The following is a 12,649-nucleotide window of genomic DNA, read 5'->3' as shown; positions in this document are numbered from 1 at the left end:
GACCAACTGTGGGAGCTGGCTTGCCTGCGATGGCATCACCTCGGCGCATCAGTGAGACCGAGTTGCCCGCATCGCAGGCAAGCCAGCTCCCACCTTTAGCGAAAGTCCCGCCTTTCGCGAATCAGCGCGTAGGCGTTGTGCAGCTCGCGGGTGCGCTCGGTCGCCTCGCGCACTTGCGCGGGGCTGGCGCCACTGCCGGCAATCTTGTCCGGATGGTGCCGACTGAGCAGGCGTCGATACGCACGCTTGATCACCGACGGCTCGGTGGTGGCGGTCACCCCCAGAATCCGCAGCGCCTCCTGATAAGCCCCGCCCCGATTGGCCAGCGGCTTGCGCTCCGGCTCGTAGTCAGCCGCCAGCGCCTGGAGCTGCTGGAGGGTCCAGCCCAACCATTTACCCCATTGCTCAATCAACTCGCGCTCGGCGGTGCTGGCCTTGCCGTCTGCCCAGGCCATTCGCCAGCAAGCGCGCAGCACGCCTTCCGCCGCATGGGGCTGGGCCTTGAGCAAGCGCAGGTAACTGCGCACCCGGTCCGAGCCCGACTTGCCGCGATTGAACGCAGCAATTGCGCGGCGCTGGGCCGGCTCGGCCATGTCCAGCGAACGCATTTCCTGGCGCGCCTGCTGGATATGCCCGTCCACCACCCGGCCGTTGCTCTTGGCCAGGCGGCCGAGCAACACGAACAGCAATTCGTCGTTGCGCAGTGCCGCCCGGCCGCCGAGGCGTTCGCGCAGTTGCGCCCAGCTTTGCAGCTCCAGGCGCCGGTCCAGCGCCTGGCCCAACAGCGCGCCCAACATGGCCCCCGGAATGCTGGCAATGGCAAAGCCCGCCCCGGCTCCAATCAGAGTCCCTGGCCACAACATCCTAGTGCCCCGCGGTCAGCAGGGTTTCGACTTGCGCCAGGCGCTCCAGCGTCCCGACATCAATCCAGCGTCCGCTCATGTGTTCCCCCGTCACCGACCCTTTGGCCATGGCGTCCCGCAGCAGCGGCGCCAGCTTGAAGGCACCCGCGCTGCAACCCGAGAACAGCTTGGGGTCGAGCACGGATATGCCACTGAAGGTCAGGTTATCGGCACCGGGAGCGGCATCATGAAGCGCGCCGTCCTTTAAGTAGAAGTCACCGCCAGACGGATGATGGGGCGGGTTGTCGACCATCACCAGGTGGGCCAGGCCGTTCAAAGGCCGGTCAAGGCTGGCGAAGTCGTAGTCGGTCCAGATATCACCATTGACCACCAGGAACGGTTCGTCCCCCAGCAGCGGCAGGGCTTTGAAAATCCCGCCGCCGGTTTCCAGCGGCTCGCCTTCGGCCGAGTATTGGATGCGTACGCCGTACTGGGAGCCGTCACCCAGGTAGCCTTCAATCTGCTGGCCGAGCCAGGCATGGTTGATGACGATATCGGTAAAGCCCGCTTTCGCCAGCGCCTCGAGGTGGTACTCGATCAGGCGCTTGCCGCCGGCCTGGATCAGCGGCTTGGGCGTATGCAAGGTGAGCGGACGCATCCGCTCACCTTTGCCGGCGGCCAGGATCATGGCCTTCATACGGCCGCCCCGACGCGCAGGCTCGCCAGCAATTCACCCAGTTCGCTCAACTCAGGCCGGTCCGCCAGTACCGCGTCTATATAAGCAAAGAAGCGCGGCACGTCGGCCAGGTAGCGTGGCTTGCCGTCACGATGGCAGATGCGCGCAAAGATGCCGATGACCTTCAGGTGACGCTGCACGCCCATGAGGTCGCTGGCCCGCAGGAATTCGTCGAAGTCTGCCTGCACCGGAATGCCCAGCGCGGCGGCGCGCTGCCAATAGCCGTGCTGCCATTCCCGCACGCGGGCTTGGGGCCAGCTGAGGAATGCATCCTTGAACAGGCACGTGATGTCATAGGTCACCGGGCCGTAGACCGCGTCCTGGAAGTCCAGCACGCCGGGGTTCGGCTCGCTGATCATCAGGTTGCGGGGCATGTAGTCACGGTGCACCAACACCTTGGGCTGGGCCAGGGCGCTGTCGATCAGGTGGTCGCTGACGCGCTGCCACAGGGCAAGTTGCCGGGCGTCGAACTCGATGCCCAGTTCCCGACGAACGTACCATTCGGGAAACAATTCCAGCTCGCGGCGCAACAGCGCCACGTCATAGCTGGGCAACGGTGCCTCCATCGGCAACTGCTGAAAAGCCAGCAACGCGTCGATGGCATCAGAGAACAATTGATCGGCATTTTCAGCGTCAATCACGTCCAAATAAGTTTTTTTCCCCAGGTCGTTCAGCAAAAGAAAGCCGCGAAGCAGATCTTGCGCATAAATTTTCGGAACATTTATTCCCGATTGTTCGAGCAAATGAGCGATATCGACGAAAGGTTTGCAGTTTTCCTGGGGGGGTGGAGCGTCCATTACGACGAAACTGCGACCGCCTCCCTCCCACCGGAAGTAACGCCTGAAACTCGCGTCACTGCTGGCCGCAGTCAACGTGGCCGGGGGTACGACACCCCAGCCGTGGGCGGTAAAAAGGCGAGGCAATTGCTCATCAAGCCAGACTTTCAGCTGTTGCAAACGTAGATCTTGGTCGGGCATTACAAGGGTCTCCGACGGCGCTAGCCGTCAAGCGGGTCATGCTTTATTATCACGCATCTTTTTCAGACCATCGAGAGGCGTGCGGCCCACACCGCGGGCAGATGGCACGCAGGAAGCCCGGACTAATAAGATGGCATTGAAATCCCCCGCGTTTCGTAGAAAATTTCCGTTGCTGGTAACCGGCAGTCTGCTGGCCATGCAACCTTTCGCCACCTCATTCGTGGTCGCCGCGGAACAGTATGACTGCTCAGTCTCTGCTTCGGGTGCCTGGGATTGCGCGCCGAAGACGGCCGCAGCCCCGCTGCCACCGCGCCCGGTGCATGACGGCAGTGCCGTCAGCTCCGCCAATGGCACGCCGCAAGGCGAGTCTGCCGGTGGAACCGAGGCCGTGCCCCAGACCGCACTGGTCACCGAAGCCAAGGGCCGCGGCCTGCGTTCGCGCAGCGCCGACTACAGCCACCTGGACTGGGTCCCTCGCGAAAAGCTCACCGCCGCGCAACTGGCCGAAACCGGCCCGTATTGCTCCGGTGCGTACATCGAGCCGATTCGTCCTGGCATGAACGACAAGACGAACAAGAGCGACGCGCCGACCTTCATCGGTGCCAAGGCCTCTCGTTACGAGCAGGAACAACAGATCGCTTCCCTGGCCGGTGACGTCGTCATGCGCCAGGGCAGCATGCAGGTCGAGGCCGACGAGGCCAACCTGTACCAGGCCGAGAACCGTGGCGAGCTGAACGGCAACGTCCGTCTGCGCGACAACGGCGCCCTGCTGGTGGGCGACCACGCGGAAGTCCAACTGGACACCGGTGCCGCCAAGGTCGACAACGCCGAATACGTGATGCACAAATCGCGCATCCGCGGCAACGCGCTGTACGCCAAGCGTGCCGAGAACGCGATCATCCGTCTCAAGGACGGTACGTACACCACCTGCGAGCCGAACAGCAACGCCTGGCAGCTCAAGGGCAACAACATCACGCTCAACCCGGCCACCGGTTTCGGTACCGCGACCAACGTGACGTTGCGAGTGAAGGACATTCCGATCCTTTACACCCCGTACATCTATTTCCCGATCGATAACCGTCGTCAATCCGGCTTCCTGCCGCCGAGCTTCAGCACCGGCAGCGAAACCGGCTTCACGCTGGTTACGCCGTACTACTTCAACCTGGCGCCGAACTACGACGCCACGTTGTACCCGCAATACATGACCAAGCGCGGCCTGTTGATGGAAGGCGAATTCCGCTACCTCACCAAGTCCAGCGAAGGCCAGTTCGGCGGCGCGTACCTGAACGACGACAGCAGCGAGCGTAAAGGCCAGACCGACTACGAAAAAACTCGCTACATGCTCAACTGGCAACACAAGGGCGGGCTGGATTCGCGCTTACTGACCCAGGTCGACTACACCAAGATCAGCGATCCTTACTACTTCCAGGACTTGAAGTCCTATCAGGAAGGGGTCAGGAGCCAGGACTACGTGAACCAGCAAGGTTCCATAACCTATCGTGGGGACAGCTACCAGGCGGCGTTGAACCTGCAGGCGTATCAACTGGCGACGGTCTCCCAGATCACGCCGTATGACCGGTTGCCGCAGATCACCTTCAATGGCACGTTGCCGTACCATCCGGGTGGGCTGAACTTCACGTATGAAACCGAAGCGGTACGTTTTGATCGGGACCTGGAGAGCGGTACCTTCACCGACGAGAACGGCCTGACTTCAGCTCGACTGGACACCAACGTGACAGGCCTGACCCGTACCAACGGTACTCGCCTGAACCTGGCTCCAGCCGTCGAATACCCGATGAACTGGACCTACGGTTTTGTTACGCCGAAGTTGAAGTACGTCTATACCAAGTACGATCTTGATCTGGACAGCACCGGCAAGGACCAGATCATTGCAGCTCAGGCATTATCAACCGCGGCGGCTCCTTATGCGGGCGGCACCTTTAAAAGCTCACAAGACCGTGCAATTCCGGTTGCCAGCGTAGACAGCGGCCTGTACTTCGACCGCAATACCAACTGGTTCGGCAAAGACTACCGTCAAACCCTGGAACCGCGTGCGTACTACCTGTATGTGCCGAACAAGGACCAGAGCGATATCCCGGTATTCGATAGCAGCGAGTACTCGTTCAGTTACGCATCGCTGTTCCGTGACAACCGCTTCAGCGGCTCAGACCGCATCGGCGACGAGAACAAGTTGTCCCTGGGCGTGACCAGCCGCTGGATCGAAGAAAATGGCTTCGAACGTCAGCGCATCAGCGTCGGCGAAGCCGTGTACTTCAAGAATCGCGAAGTTCAACTGCCGGGCATCCTGGCCAGCGCGCGCGCAGATGCTCAATCCGACGTCTCGCCCATCGCCCTGGACTACGAGTTCCGCTTCAACCGCGACTGGCGCGCAACAGCCGACTACAACTGGGATCCGGAAAGCCACAGCCCACGCTCCGGCAGCGCGATGTTCCACTACCAGCCGGAAGACAACCCTAACAAGGTTATCAACGTTGGCTATCGCTATCGCAACGACCAGGTGGTCTACAACCAGCTGACCGGCAAATGGCAGTTTGGTGGCGACTACGGCAGCGCTGCGGACCCGAGCACTTTCGTGAAGGATTACTACAAAATCCAGCAACACGACTTCTCGATGATGTGGCCGATCGTTCCCCAGTGGAACCTGATCACCCGCTGGCAGTATGACTATGCCCGCAACCGTACCCTGGAAGCCTTCGGTGGTTTCGAGTACGACAACTGCTGCTGGAAACTGCGCGTCATCAACCGTTACTGGGTTTCCAACGACGAATACAGCCAGATCGCCCCGCTGAACGAAAAGGGTGACCACGGGCTCTTCTTCCAAGTTGTCCTTAAAGGACTCGGCGGCCTGACCGGCGCCAAGGTAGAGAGCTTCCTCGACAAAGGCATTGAAGGTTATCGTGAACGTGAAGACCAAGCTTTCTGATTGTCTGCGCCCGCTGATGCTGGGCGCGCTGTTCCTGGGTACTGCCGCCGCTCACGCGGCGGTTCAACCGCTGGACAAGGTAGTGGCCATCGTCGATAACGACGTGATCATGCAGAGCCAACTGGACCAACGGGTCAAGGAAGTCCAGCAAACCATCGCCAAGCGCGGCGGCGGCGTACCGCCTACCAGCGTGCTGGACCAGCAGGTGCTCGAACGCCTGATCGTTGAAAACCTGCAACTGCAGATCGGCGATCGTTCCGGCATCCGTATCAGCGACGAAGAATTGAACCAGGCGGTCGGCACCATTGCCCAGCGCAACAACATGAGTGTTGACCAGTTCCGCGCCGCCCTGGCTCACGATGGCCTGTCCTATGAGGACGCCCGTGACCAGATTCGCCGTGAAATGATCATCAGCCGTGTGCGTCAGCGCCGCGTGGCCGAGCGGGTTCAGGTGTCCGAACAGGAAGTGAAGAACTTCCTCGCCTCCGACCTTGGCAAGATGCAGCTTTCCGAAGAACTGCACCTGGCCAACATCCTGATTCCTACACCAGACAGCGCCAACGCTGAGCAGCTCAACGCGGCAGCGGCAAAAACCCAGGCTGTTTATGACCGGCTCAAGCAAGGCGCTGACTTTGCTCAGATGGCCATTGCTCAGTCCGGCAGCGACAACGCCCTGGAGGGCGGTGACATGGGCTGGCGTAAAGCCGCGCAACTGCCACCACCGTTCGACCGCGAGCTGAGCTCAATGGAAGTGGGTGGCATCACCCAGCCTGCCCGCACGCCAGGCGGCTTCATCATCCTCAAGTTGCTCGGCAAACGTGGCGGCGAAGAAGCCCAGATGAAGGACGAAGTTCACGTTCGTCACATCCTGGTCAAGCCAAGCGAGATCCGTACCGAAGCCCAAACCAAGGAACTGGCCCAGAAGCTCTATGACCGTATCGAAGCGGGCGAAGACTTCGGCGAGCTGGCCAAGAGCTATTCCGAAGACCCGGGTTCGGCGCTTAACGGCGGCGATCTGAACTGGATCGACCCGAAAGCCCTGGTTCCCGAGTTCCAGGACGTGATGGCCAAGACCCCGCAAGGCGTATTGTCCAAGCCGTTCAAGACCCAATACGGCTGGCATGTGCTGGAAGTCCTTGGCCGCCGCGCCACCGACAACACCGCCCAGGCCCGCGAGCAACAAGCCCTGACCGTACTGCGTAACCGTAAATACGACGAAGAGCTGCAAACCTGGTTGCGTCAGATCCGTGACGAAGCCTACGTAGAGAACAAGCTTCCTGGTGCCGACCAAACAGGCACTGACCAGGCAGCCCAGTGAAACCCAAGCGTTTCGCATTGACACCCGGCGAGCCGGCCGGCATTGGTCCTGACCTGTGCCTGCTGCTCGCCTCGCACCCCCAGCCACACCCCCTGATTGCCATTACCAGCCGCGACCTGCTCCTAGAGCGGGCCGCGCAGCTGGGTGTGGCCGTCGACCTGCTGTCGGTGGGCCCGGGCCACTGGCCTGATCTGCCGGCGCCGGCCAACAGCCTGTACGTGTGGGACACCCCGCTGGCGGCCAAGGTCGTCGCCGGGCAATTGAACAAGGCCAATGCGGCCTTCGTCCTGGAAACCCTGACGCGGGCCGGTCAAGGCTGCATCGACGGGGATTTCGCCGGAATGATCACCGCACCGGTACATAAGGGCGTGATCAACGAATCGGGCATCGCCTTTTCCGGCCATACCGAATTCCTCGCCGAGCTGACCCACACCGCGCAAGTGGTGATGATGCTGGCAACGGGTGACCTGCGGGTGGCGCTGGTAACCACCCACCTGCCCCTGCGCGAGATTGCCGACGCCATTACCCCCGAGCGCCTGGAGCGTGTCACACGCATCCTGCACGCCGACCTGCAACAGAAATTCGGCATCGCCCAACCACGCATCCTGGTCTGCGGGCTCAACCCCCACGCCGGTGAAGGTGGCCACCTGGGCCATGAAGAAATCGACATCATCGAACCCACCCTGGAGCGTCTGCGCCTTGAAGGCATGGACCTGCGCGGCCCATTGCCCGCCGACACTCTGTTTACCCCCAAATATCTGGAGCACTGCGACGCAGTGCTGGCGATGTACCATGACCAGGGACTGCCCGTGCTGAAGTACAAAGGCTTCGGCGCCGCCGTCAACGTGACACTGGGCCTGCCGATCATCCGTACGTCCGTCGACCATGGCACCGCCCTGGACCTCGCGGGCAGCGGCAAGATCGATACCGGCAGCCTGCACGTGGCCCTGGAAACCGCCTATCAGATGGCCGAGACCCGTTTATGACTGAGCATTACCAACACCGGGCGCGCAAGCGCTTCGGGCAAAACTTCCTGCACGACGCTGGCGTGATCGATCGCATCCTGCGCTCCATCCATGCCAAGCCAGAAGACCGCCTGCTGGAAATCGGCCCGGGCCAGGGCGCCCTGACCCAAGGCCTGCTGAACAGCGGCGGCCAGTTGGACGTGGTTGAGTTGGACAAGGACCTGATCCCGATCCTCAACCAGCAGTTCGCCGGCATGCCCAACTTCAATCTGCACCAGGGCGATGCGCTGAAGTTCGACTTCACCAGCCTCAACGCGGCGCCCAACAGCCTGCGTGTGGTCGGCAACCTGCCCTACAACATCTCCACCCCGCTGATTTTTCACCTGCTGAACAACGCCGGCATCATCCGCGACATGCACTTCATGCTGCAAAAGGAAGTGGTTGAGCGTTTGGCCGCGGGCCCTGGCGGCGGTGACTGGGGTCGCCTGTCGATCATGGTTCAGTACCATTGCCGGGTTGAGCACCTGTTTAACGTTGGCCCTGGCGCGTTCAACCCGCCGCCGAAGGTCGACTCGGCCATCGTGCGCCTGGTGCCTCACGCGGTGTTGCCGCACCCGGCCAAAGATCACAAGTTGCTGGAGCGCGTGGTACGCGAAGCGTTCAATCAACGCCGCAAGACCCTGCGCAATACCCTCAAGGCCTTGCTCAGCAACGCTGAAATCGAAGCCGCCGGTGTCGACGGCAGCCTGCGCCCCGAGCAACTGGACCTGGCCGCCTTCGTGCGCCTGGCGGATCAGCTCGCCATTCAGCCAGCGCCAGCGGCCGAATAAAGCGGAGTCGGGCACAGCCAGACAGCATGTCTGGCCTAGTGCCCACCACTTGGCCTAGACTGACCGGCATCCGCTGTTCCCCCGCTTTTGCTTTTAAGGCCTCTTGCATGTCCGATCCTCGTTATCAGATCGACGTCAGCGTCGTCACCCGCTTTCTGGCGGAACAATCGCAACCCGAGCAGAACCGTTTTGCGTTCGCCTACACCATTACCGTGCAAAACAACGGTGAACTGCCGGCCAAGCTGCTGTCGCGGCACTGGGTCATCACCGACGGTGACGGCCAGGTAGAAGAAGTACGCGGCGCCGGCGTGGTCGGCCAACAGCCGCTGATCGCCCCCGGCAAGAGCCACACCTACAGCAGTGGCACCGTCATGACCTCCCGCGTCGGCAATATGCAAGGCAGCTACCAGATGCTCGCCGACGACGGCAAACACTTCGACGCCATCATCGCCCCGTTCCGCCTCGCGGTGCCCGGAGCCCTGCACTGATGACGACGTATGCCGTCGGCGACCTGCAAGGCTGCCTGGAACCGCTCAAGTGCCTGCTCGACCGCGCGGCCTTCGACCCGGCCAAGGATCGCCTGTGGCTGGTGGGCGACCTGGTCAACCGTGGCCCGCAATCCCTGGAGACCCTGCGCTTCCTTTATGGCATGCGCGACTCCCTGGTGTGCGTGCTGGGCAATCATGACCTGCACCTGCTGGCGGCCGGCAATAACATCGAGCGCCTGAAAAAGGGCGATACCCTGCGGGAAATCCTCGAGGCCCCGGACCGCGCCGAGCTGCTGGACTGGCTACGCCGGCAAAAAATCATGCATTACGACGAGAGCCGCGACATCGCATTGGTGCATGCCGGGATTCCACCCCAGTGGACGCTGAAGAAAGCCCTCAAGTGTGCAGGCGAAGTCGAAGCCGCCCTGGCCGACGACAACCTGTACACGGCTTATCTGGATGGCATGTACGGCAACGACCCCGTGAAGTGGGACAACGAACTCACCGGCGTCGCTCGCCTGCGGGTGATCACCAACTACTTCACCCGCATGCGTTTCTGCACCGCCGAAGGCAAGCTGGACCTCAAGAGCAAGGAAGGCGCCGACACCGCCCTGCCCGGCTACAAACCCTGGTTCGCCCACAAGGAGCGCAAGACCCGTGACACGAAGATCATCTTCGGCCATTGGGCAGCCCTGGAAGGCAAATGTGATGAACCGGGTGTGTTCGCCCTCGACACCGGCTGCGTGTGGGGCGGTGCCATGACCCTGATGAACATCGACACCGGCGAGCGCTCGAGCTGCCAATGTGAAGCACCCATTCCCGAACAACTGCAGGCCACGGCAAAGCGCTGAGCCGCGCTTTCATACAGGCCTCAAGGAGCCCGCCATGACTGAATTCAAACGTATCCCACCCGAACAAGCGCAGGCCCTGCGTGAGCAAGGCGCGGTGGTGGTCGACATCCGTGACCAGCCGACCTACATCGCCGGCCACATCAGTGGCGCCCAACATCTGGACAACCACAACATTGCCGACTTCATCCGTGCCGCCGACCTCGATGCACCGGTGATCGTGGCGTGCTACCACGGCAACTCCAGCCAAAGCGCGGCCGCCTATCTGGTCAGCCAGGGCTTCTCCGACGTCTATAGCCTGGACGGTGGCTTTGAGCTGTGGCGTACGACCTATCCTGCAGAAATTGCCGCAGGCGACGCGCAATAATTTTTTTCAAACCCCTCTATCCCGCGTGATGCTTGGCCTCGCGCCGTTTCTGACGAACGGCGCGGCCAAACTAATTTCGTATCGCGCCTTGACCTCCCCGATTCCGAACTATCCTTAAGCGCAGGCCATCCGAATCAGGGGAGAGCCGGTACACCGGCGTGCGGGTCATCGGTAGCGTTTCAGGGTGTTCTGGGGGGAAAACGGCCGTTGGTGTCCACCAATGACTGCCAGCATCGACTGATTGATCCGGCGTCGGCTCCACGTATCGAGCGAGGTGACGACGTCATGAGTATTTTTAGCCACTTCCAACAACGCTTCGAGTCCACCCGCCAGGAAGAGCTCTCGCTTCAGGAGTATCTCGAACTGTGCAAAAAGGACCGCAGCGCCTACGCGTCTGCCGCTGAACGCCTGCTACTGGCGATCGGCGAGCCGGAACTAGTAGACACCGCAGCCAATTCGCGCCTGTCGCGAATTTTCTCGAACAAGGTGATCCGCCGCTACCCGGCCTTTGAAGACTTCCACGGCATGGAAGAATGCATTGACCAGATCGTCTCGTATTTCCGCCATGCCGCCCAAGGCCTGGAAGAGAAGAAACAGATCCTCTACCTGCTGGGTCCCGTCGGTGGCGGCAAGTCGTCCCTGGCCGAGAAGCTCAAACAGCTGATCGAGAAGGTGCCGTTCTACGCCATCAAGGGCTCACCGGTGTTCGAGTCGCCCCTGGGGCTGTTCAACGCCACGGAAGATGGCGCGATCCTCGAAGAAGACTTCGGCATTCCGCGACGCTACCTCAACACCATCATGTCGCCCTGGGCGACCAAGCGCCTGGCCGAGTTTGGCGGCGACATCAGCCAGTTCCGGGTGGTGAAGCTCTACCCGTCGATCCTCAACCAGATCGCCGTGGCCAAGACCGAACCGGGTGACGAGAACAACCAGGACATCTCGGCGCTGGTGGGTAAGGTCGATATCCGCAAACTGGAAGAATTCCCGCAGAACGACGCCGACGCCTACAGCTACTCGGGCGCACTGTGCCGGGCCAACCAGGGCCTGATGGAGTTCGTGGAGATGTTCAAGGCACCGATCAAGGTGCTGCACCCACTGCTCACCGCCACCCAGGAAGGCAACTACAACAGCACCGAGGGCCTGGGGGCGATTCCGTTTACCGGGATCCTGCTGGCCCACTCCAACGAATCGGAATGGCACACCTTCCGCAATAACAAGAACAACGAAGCCTTCATCGACCGGATCTACATCGTCAAGGTGCCGTACTGCCTGCGGGTCAGCGATGAAATCAAGATTTACGACAAGCTGCTGTTCAACAGCTCCCTGGCCAAGGCCCATTGCGCGCCCGACACCCTGAAGATGCTGGCCCAGTTCACCGTGCTGTCGCGCCTCAAGGAGCCGGAAAACTCCAACATCTACTCGAAGATGCGGGTATACGACGGCGAAAACCTCAAGGACACCGATCCGAAGGCCAAGTCGATCCAGGAATACCGCGACACCGCGGGCGTGGATGAGGGCATGAACGGCCTGTCGACACGCTTTGCATTCAAGATCCTGTCCAAGGTCTTCAACTTCGACCCGCACGAAATCGCTGCCAACCCGGTACACCTGCTCTACGTGCTGGAACAGCAGATCGAACAGGAACAGTTCCAGGCCGAAACCCGCGAGCGCTACCTGCGCTTCCTCAAGGAATACCTGGCACCGCGCTACATCGAGTTCATCGGCAAGGAAATCCAGACCGCGTACCTGGAGTCCTACAGCGAATACGGCCAGAACATCTTCGACCGCTATGTGCTGTACGCGGACTTCTGGATCCAGGACCAGGAATACCGCGACCCGGAAACCGGCGAAATCCTCAACCGCGTGGCCCTCAACGAGGAACTGGAAAAGATCGAAAAACCCGCCGGCATCAGCAATCCGAAGGATTTCCGCAACGAAATCGTCAACTTCGTGCTGCGCGCCCGGGCCAACAACAACGGCAAGAACCCTACCTGGCTCAGCTACGAGAAGCTGCGGGTGGTCATCGAGAAGAAAATGTTCTCCAACACCGAGGATCTGCTACCGGTCATCAGCTTCAACGCCAAGGCCAGCAAGGAGGATCAGCAAAAACACAACGACTTCGTCACTCGAATGGTCGAGCGCGGCTACACCGACAAACAGGTACGTCTGCTCTCCGAGTGGTACCTGCGGGTCCGGAAATCACAGTAAGGCAGCGACAAGCGTGAAGTGCCAGGCTCCCGGTGCGCCGGTCAGCCTGGCAATCGACCGCTTGTCTTTAAGCTTCCAGCTTGCCGCTTGAAGCTTGTAACTTGAAGCTGCCCGGAGGGCTCCCAC

At 61.2% G+C, this 12,649-nt stretch carries 11 protein-coding genes; 8 read left to right on the top strand and 3 right to left on the bottom strand.

Annotated features, from left to right (window positions below; genetic code table 11):
- Positions 1 to 95: 95 nt before the first annotated feature.
- Genes HX855_RS15795 through HX855_RS15785 form a run of 3 tightly spaced genes read right to left on the bottom strand, consistent with a single transcriptional unit; the run spans position 96 to position 2,555 of the window.
- Entirely contained in the window at positions 96 to 863 is a 768-nt protein-coding gene (locus tag HX855_RS15795; RefSeq protein WP_177088834.1) for a TerB family tellurite resistance protein, read from the bottom strand.
- A 1-nt stretch (position 864) separates the two neighbouring features.
- Positions 865 to 1,539, bottom strand: a complete 675-nt coding sequence (gene murU, locus HX855_RS15790) for an N-acetylmuramate alpha-1-phosphate uridylyltransferase MurU (RefSeq protein ID WP_177088835.1) — start codon at positions 1,537 to 1,539, stop codon at positions 865 to 867.
- Positions 1,536 to 2,555, bottom strand: a complete 1,020-nt coding sequence (locus tag HX855_RS15785) for an aminoglycoside phosphotransferase family protein (protein WP_177088836.1) — start codon at positions 2,553 to 2,555, stop codon at positions 1,536 to 1,538. The genes murU and HX855_RS15785 overlap by 4 nt, the downstream gene beginning before the upstream one ends.
- A gap of 130 nt (positions 2,556 to 2,685) precedes the next feature.
- Here HX855_RS15785 and HX855_RS15780 point away from each other — a divergent pair, with 130 nt between their 5' ends.
- The 8 genes from HX855_RS15780 to HX855_RS15745 all read left to right on the top strand — a co-directional run bounded on the left by HX855_RS15780 (position 2,686) and on the right by HX855_RS15745 (position 12,523).
- Positions 2,686 to 5,499, top strand: a complete 2,814-nt coding sequence (locus HX855_RS15780; protein ID WP_177088837.1) for an LPS-assembly protein LptD — start codon at positions 2,686 to 2,688, stop codon at positions 5,497 to 5,499.
- Entirely contained in the window at positions 5,480 to 6,817 is a 1,338-nt protein-coding gene (locus HX855_RS15775) for a peptidylprolyl isomerase (protein ID WP_375140084.1), read from the top strand. The genes HX855_RS15780 and HX855_RS15775 overlap by 20 nt, the downstream gene beginning before the upstream one ends.
- Positions 6,814 to 7,803, top strand: coding sequence for a 4-hydroxythreonine-4-phosphate dehydrogenase PdxA (pdxA, locus tag HX855_RS15770; RefSeq protein WP_177088839.1), 990 nt, complete (start codon positions 6,814 to 6,816; stop codon positions 7,801 to 7,803). The genes HX855_RS15775 and pdxA overlap by 4 nt, the downstream gene beginning before the upstream one ends.
- Positions 7,800 to 8,612 carry a 16S rRNA (adenine(1518)-N(6)/adenine(1519)-N(6))-dimethyltransferase RsmA gene (rsmA, locus tag HX855_RS15765; protein ID WP_177088840.1) on the top strand — a complete coding sequence of 271 codons (813 nt, stop codon included), beginning with the start codon at positions 7,800 to 7,802 and terminating at the stop codon, positions 8,610 to 8,612. Before pdxA ends, rsmA begins: the two co-directional genes overlap by 4 nt.
- A 107-nt stretch (positions 8,613 to 8,719) precedes the next feature.
- Positions 8,720 to 9,100: a Co2+/Mg2+ efflux protein ApaG gene (apaG, locus tag HX855_RS15760; RefSeq protein ID WP_003210996.1), complete on the top strand. Its 381-nt coding sequence runs from the start codon at positions 8,720 to 8,722 to the stop codon at positions 9,098 to 9,100.
- Positions 9,100 to 9,951 carry a symmetrical bis(5'-nucleosyl)-tetraphosphatase gene (locus HX855_RS15755; protein ID WP_177088841.1) on the top strand — a complete coding sequence of 284 codons (852 nt, stop codon included), beginning with the start codon at positions 9,100 to 9,102 and terminating at the stop codon, positions 9,949 to 9,951. The genes apaG and HX855_RS15755 overlap by 1 nt, the downstream gene beginning before the upstream one ends.
- A gap of 34 nt (positions 9,952 to 9,985) precedes the next feature.
- Entirely contained in the window at positions 9,986 to 10,315 is a 330-nt protein-coding gene (glpE, locus tag HX855_RS15750) for a thiosulfate sulfurtransferase GlpE (RefSeq protein ID WP_088423358.1), read from the top strand.
- 285 nt (positions 10,316 to 10,600) lie between these two features.
- Complete coding sequence (locus HX855_RS15745) at positions 10,601 to 12,523, top strand: PrkA family serine protein kinase (protein ID WP_003210999.1); 1,923 nt, start codon at positions 10,601 to 10,603, stop codon at positions 12,521 to 12,523.
- Positions 12,524 to 12,649: the final 126 nt, after the last annotated feature.

This window comes from Pseudomonas sp. IPO3778 (assembly GCF_013386825.1).
GTDB lineage: Bacteria > Pseudomonadota > Gammaproteobacteria > Pseudomonadales > Pseudomonadaceae > Aquipseudomonas.
Note: the sequence above shows the minus strand (reverse complement) of the source record. Positions and strands in the feature narration are given on the sequence as shown.

What these genes read in the sequence shown, in the direction of transcription:
- HX855_RS15755 (WP_177088841.1), top strand. Translation starts at nt 9,100, where the DNA reads ATGACGACGTATGCCGTCGGCGACCTGCAAGGCTGCCTGGAACCGCTC.
- glpE (WP_088423358.1), top strand. Translation starts at nt 9,986, where the DNA reads ATGACTGAATTCAAACGTATCCCACCCGAACAAGCGCAGGCCCTGCGT.
- apaG (WP_003210996.1), top strand. Translation starts at nt 8,720, where the DNA reads ATGTCCGATCCTCGTTATCAGATCGACGTCAGCGTCGTCACCCGCTTT.
- HX855_RS15785 (WP_177088836.1), bottom strand. Translation starts at nt 2,555, where the DNA reads ATGCCCGACCAAGATCTACGTTTGCAACAGCTGAAAGTCTGGCTTGAT.
- HX855_RS15780 (WP_177088837.1), top strand. Translation starts at nt 2,686, where the DNA reads ATGGCATTGAAATCCCCCGCGTTTCGTAGAAAATTTCCGTTGCTGGTA.
- HX855_RS15745 (WP_003210999.1), top strand. Translation starts at nt 10,601, where the DNA reads ATGAGTATTTTTAGCCACTTCCAACAACGCTTCGAGTCCACCCGCCAG.
- HX855_RS15795 (WP_177088834.1), bottom strand. Translation starts at nt 863, where the DNA reads ATGTTGTGGCCAGGGACTCTGATTGGAGCCGGGGCGGGCTTTGCCATT.
- rsmA (WP_177088840.1), top strand. Translation starts at nt 7,800, where the DNA reads ATGACTGAGCATTACCAACACCGGGCGCGCAAGCGCTTCGGGCAAAAC.
- murU (WP_177088835.1), bottom strand. Translation starts at nt 1,539, where the DNA reads ATGAAGGCCATGATCCTGGCCGCCGGCAAAGGTGAGCGGATGCGTCCG.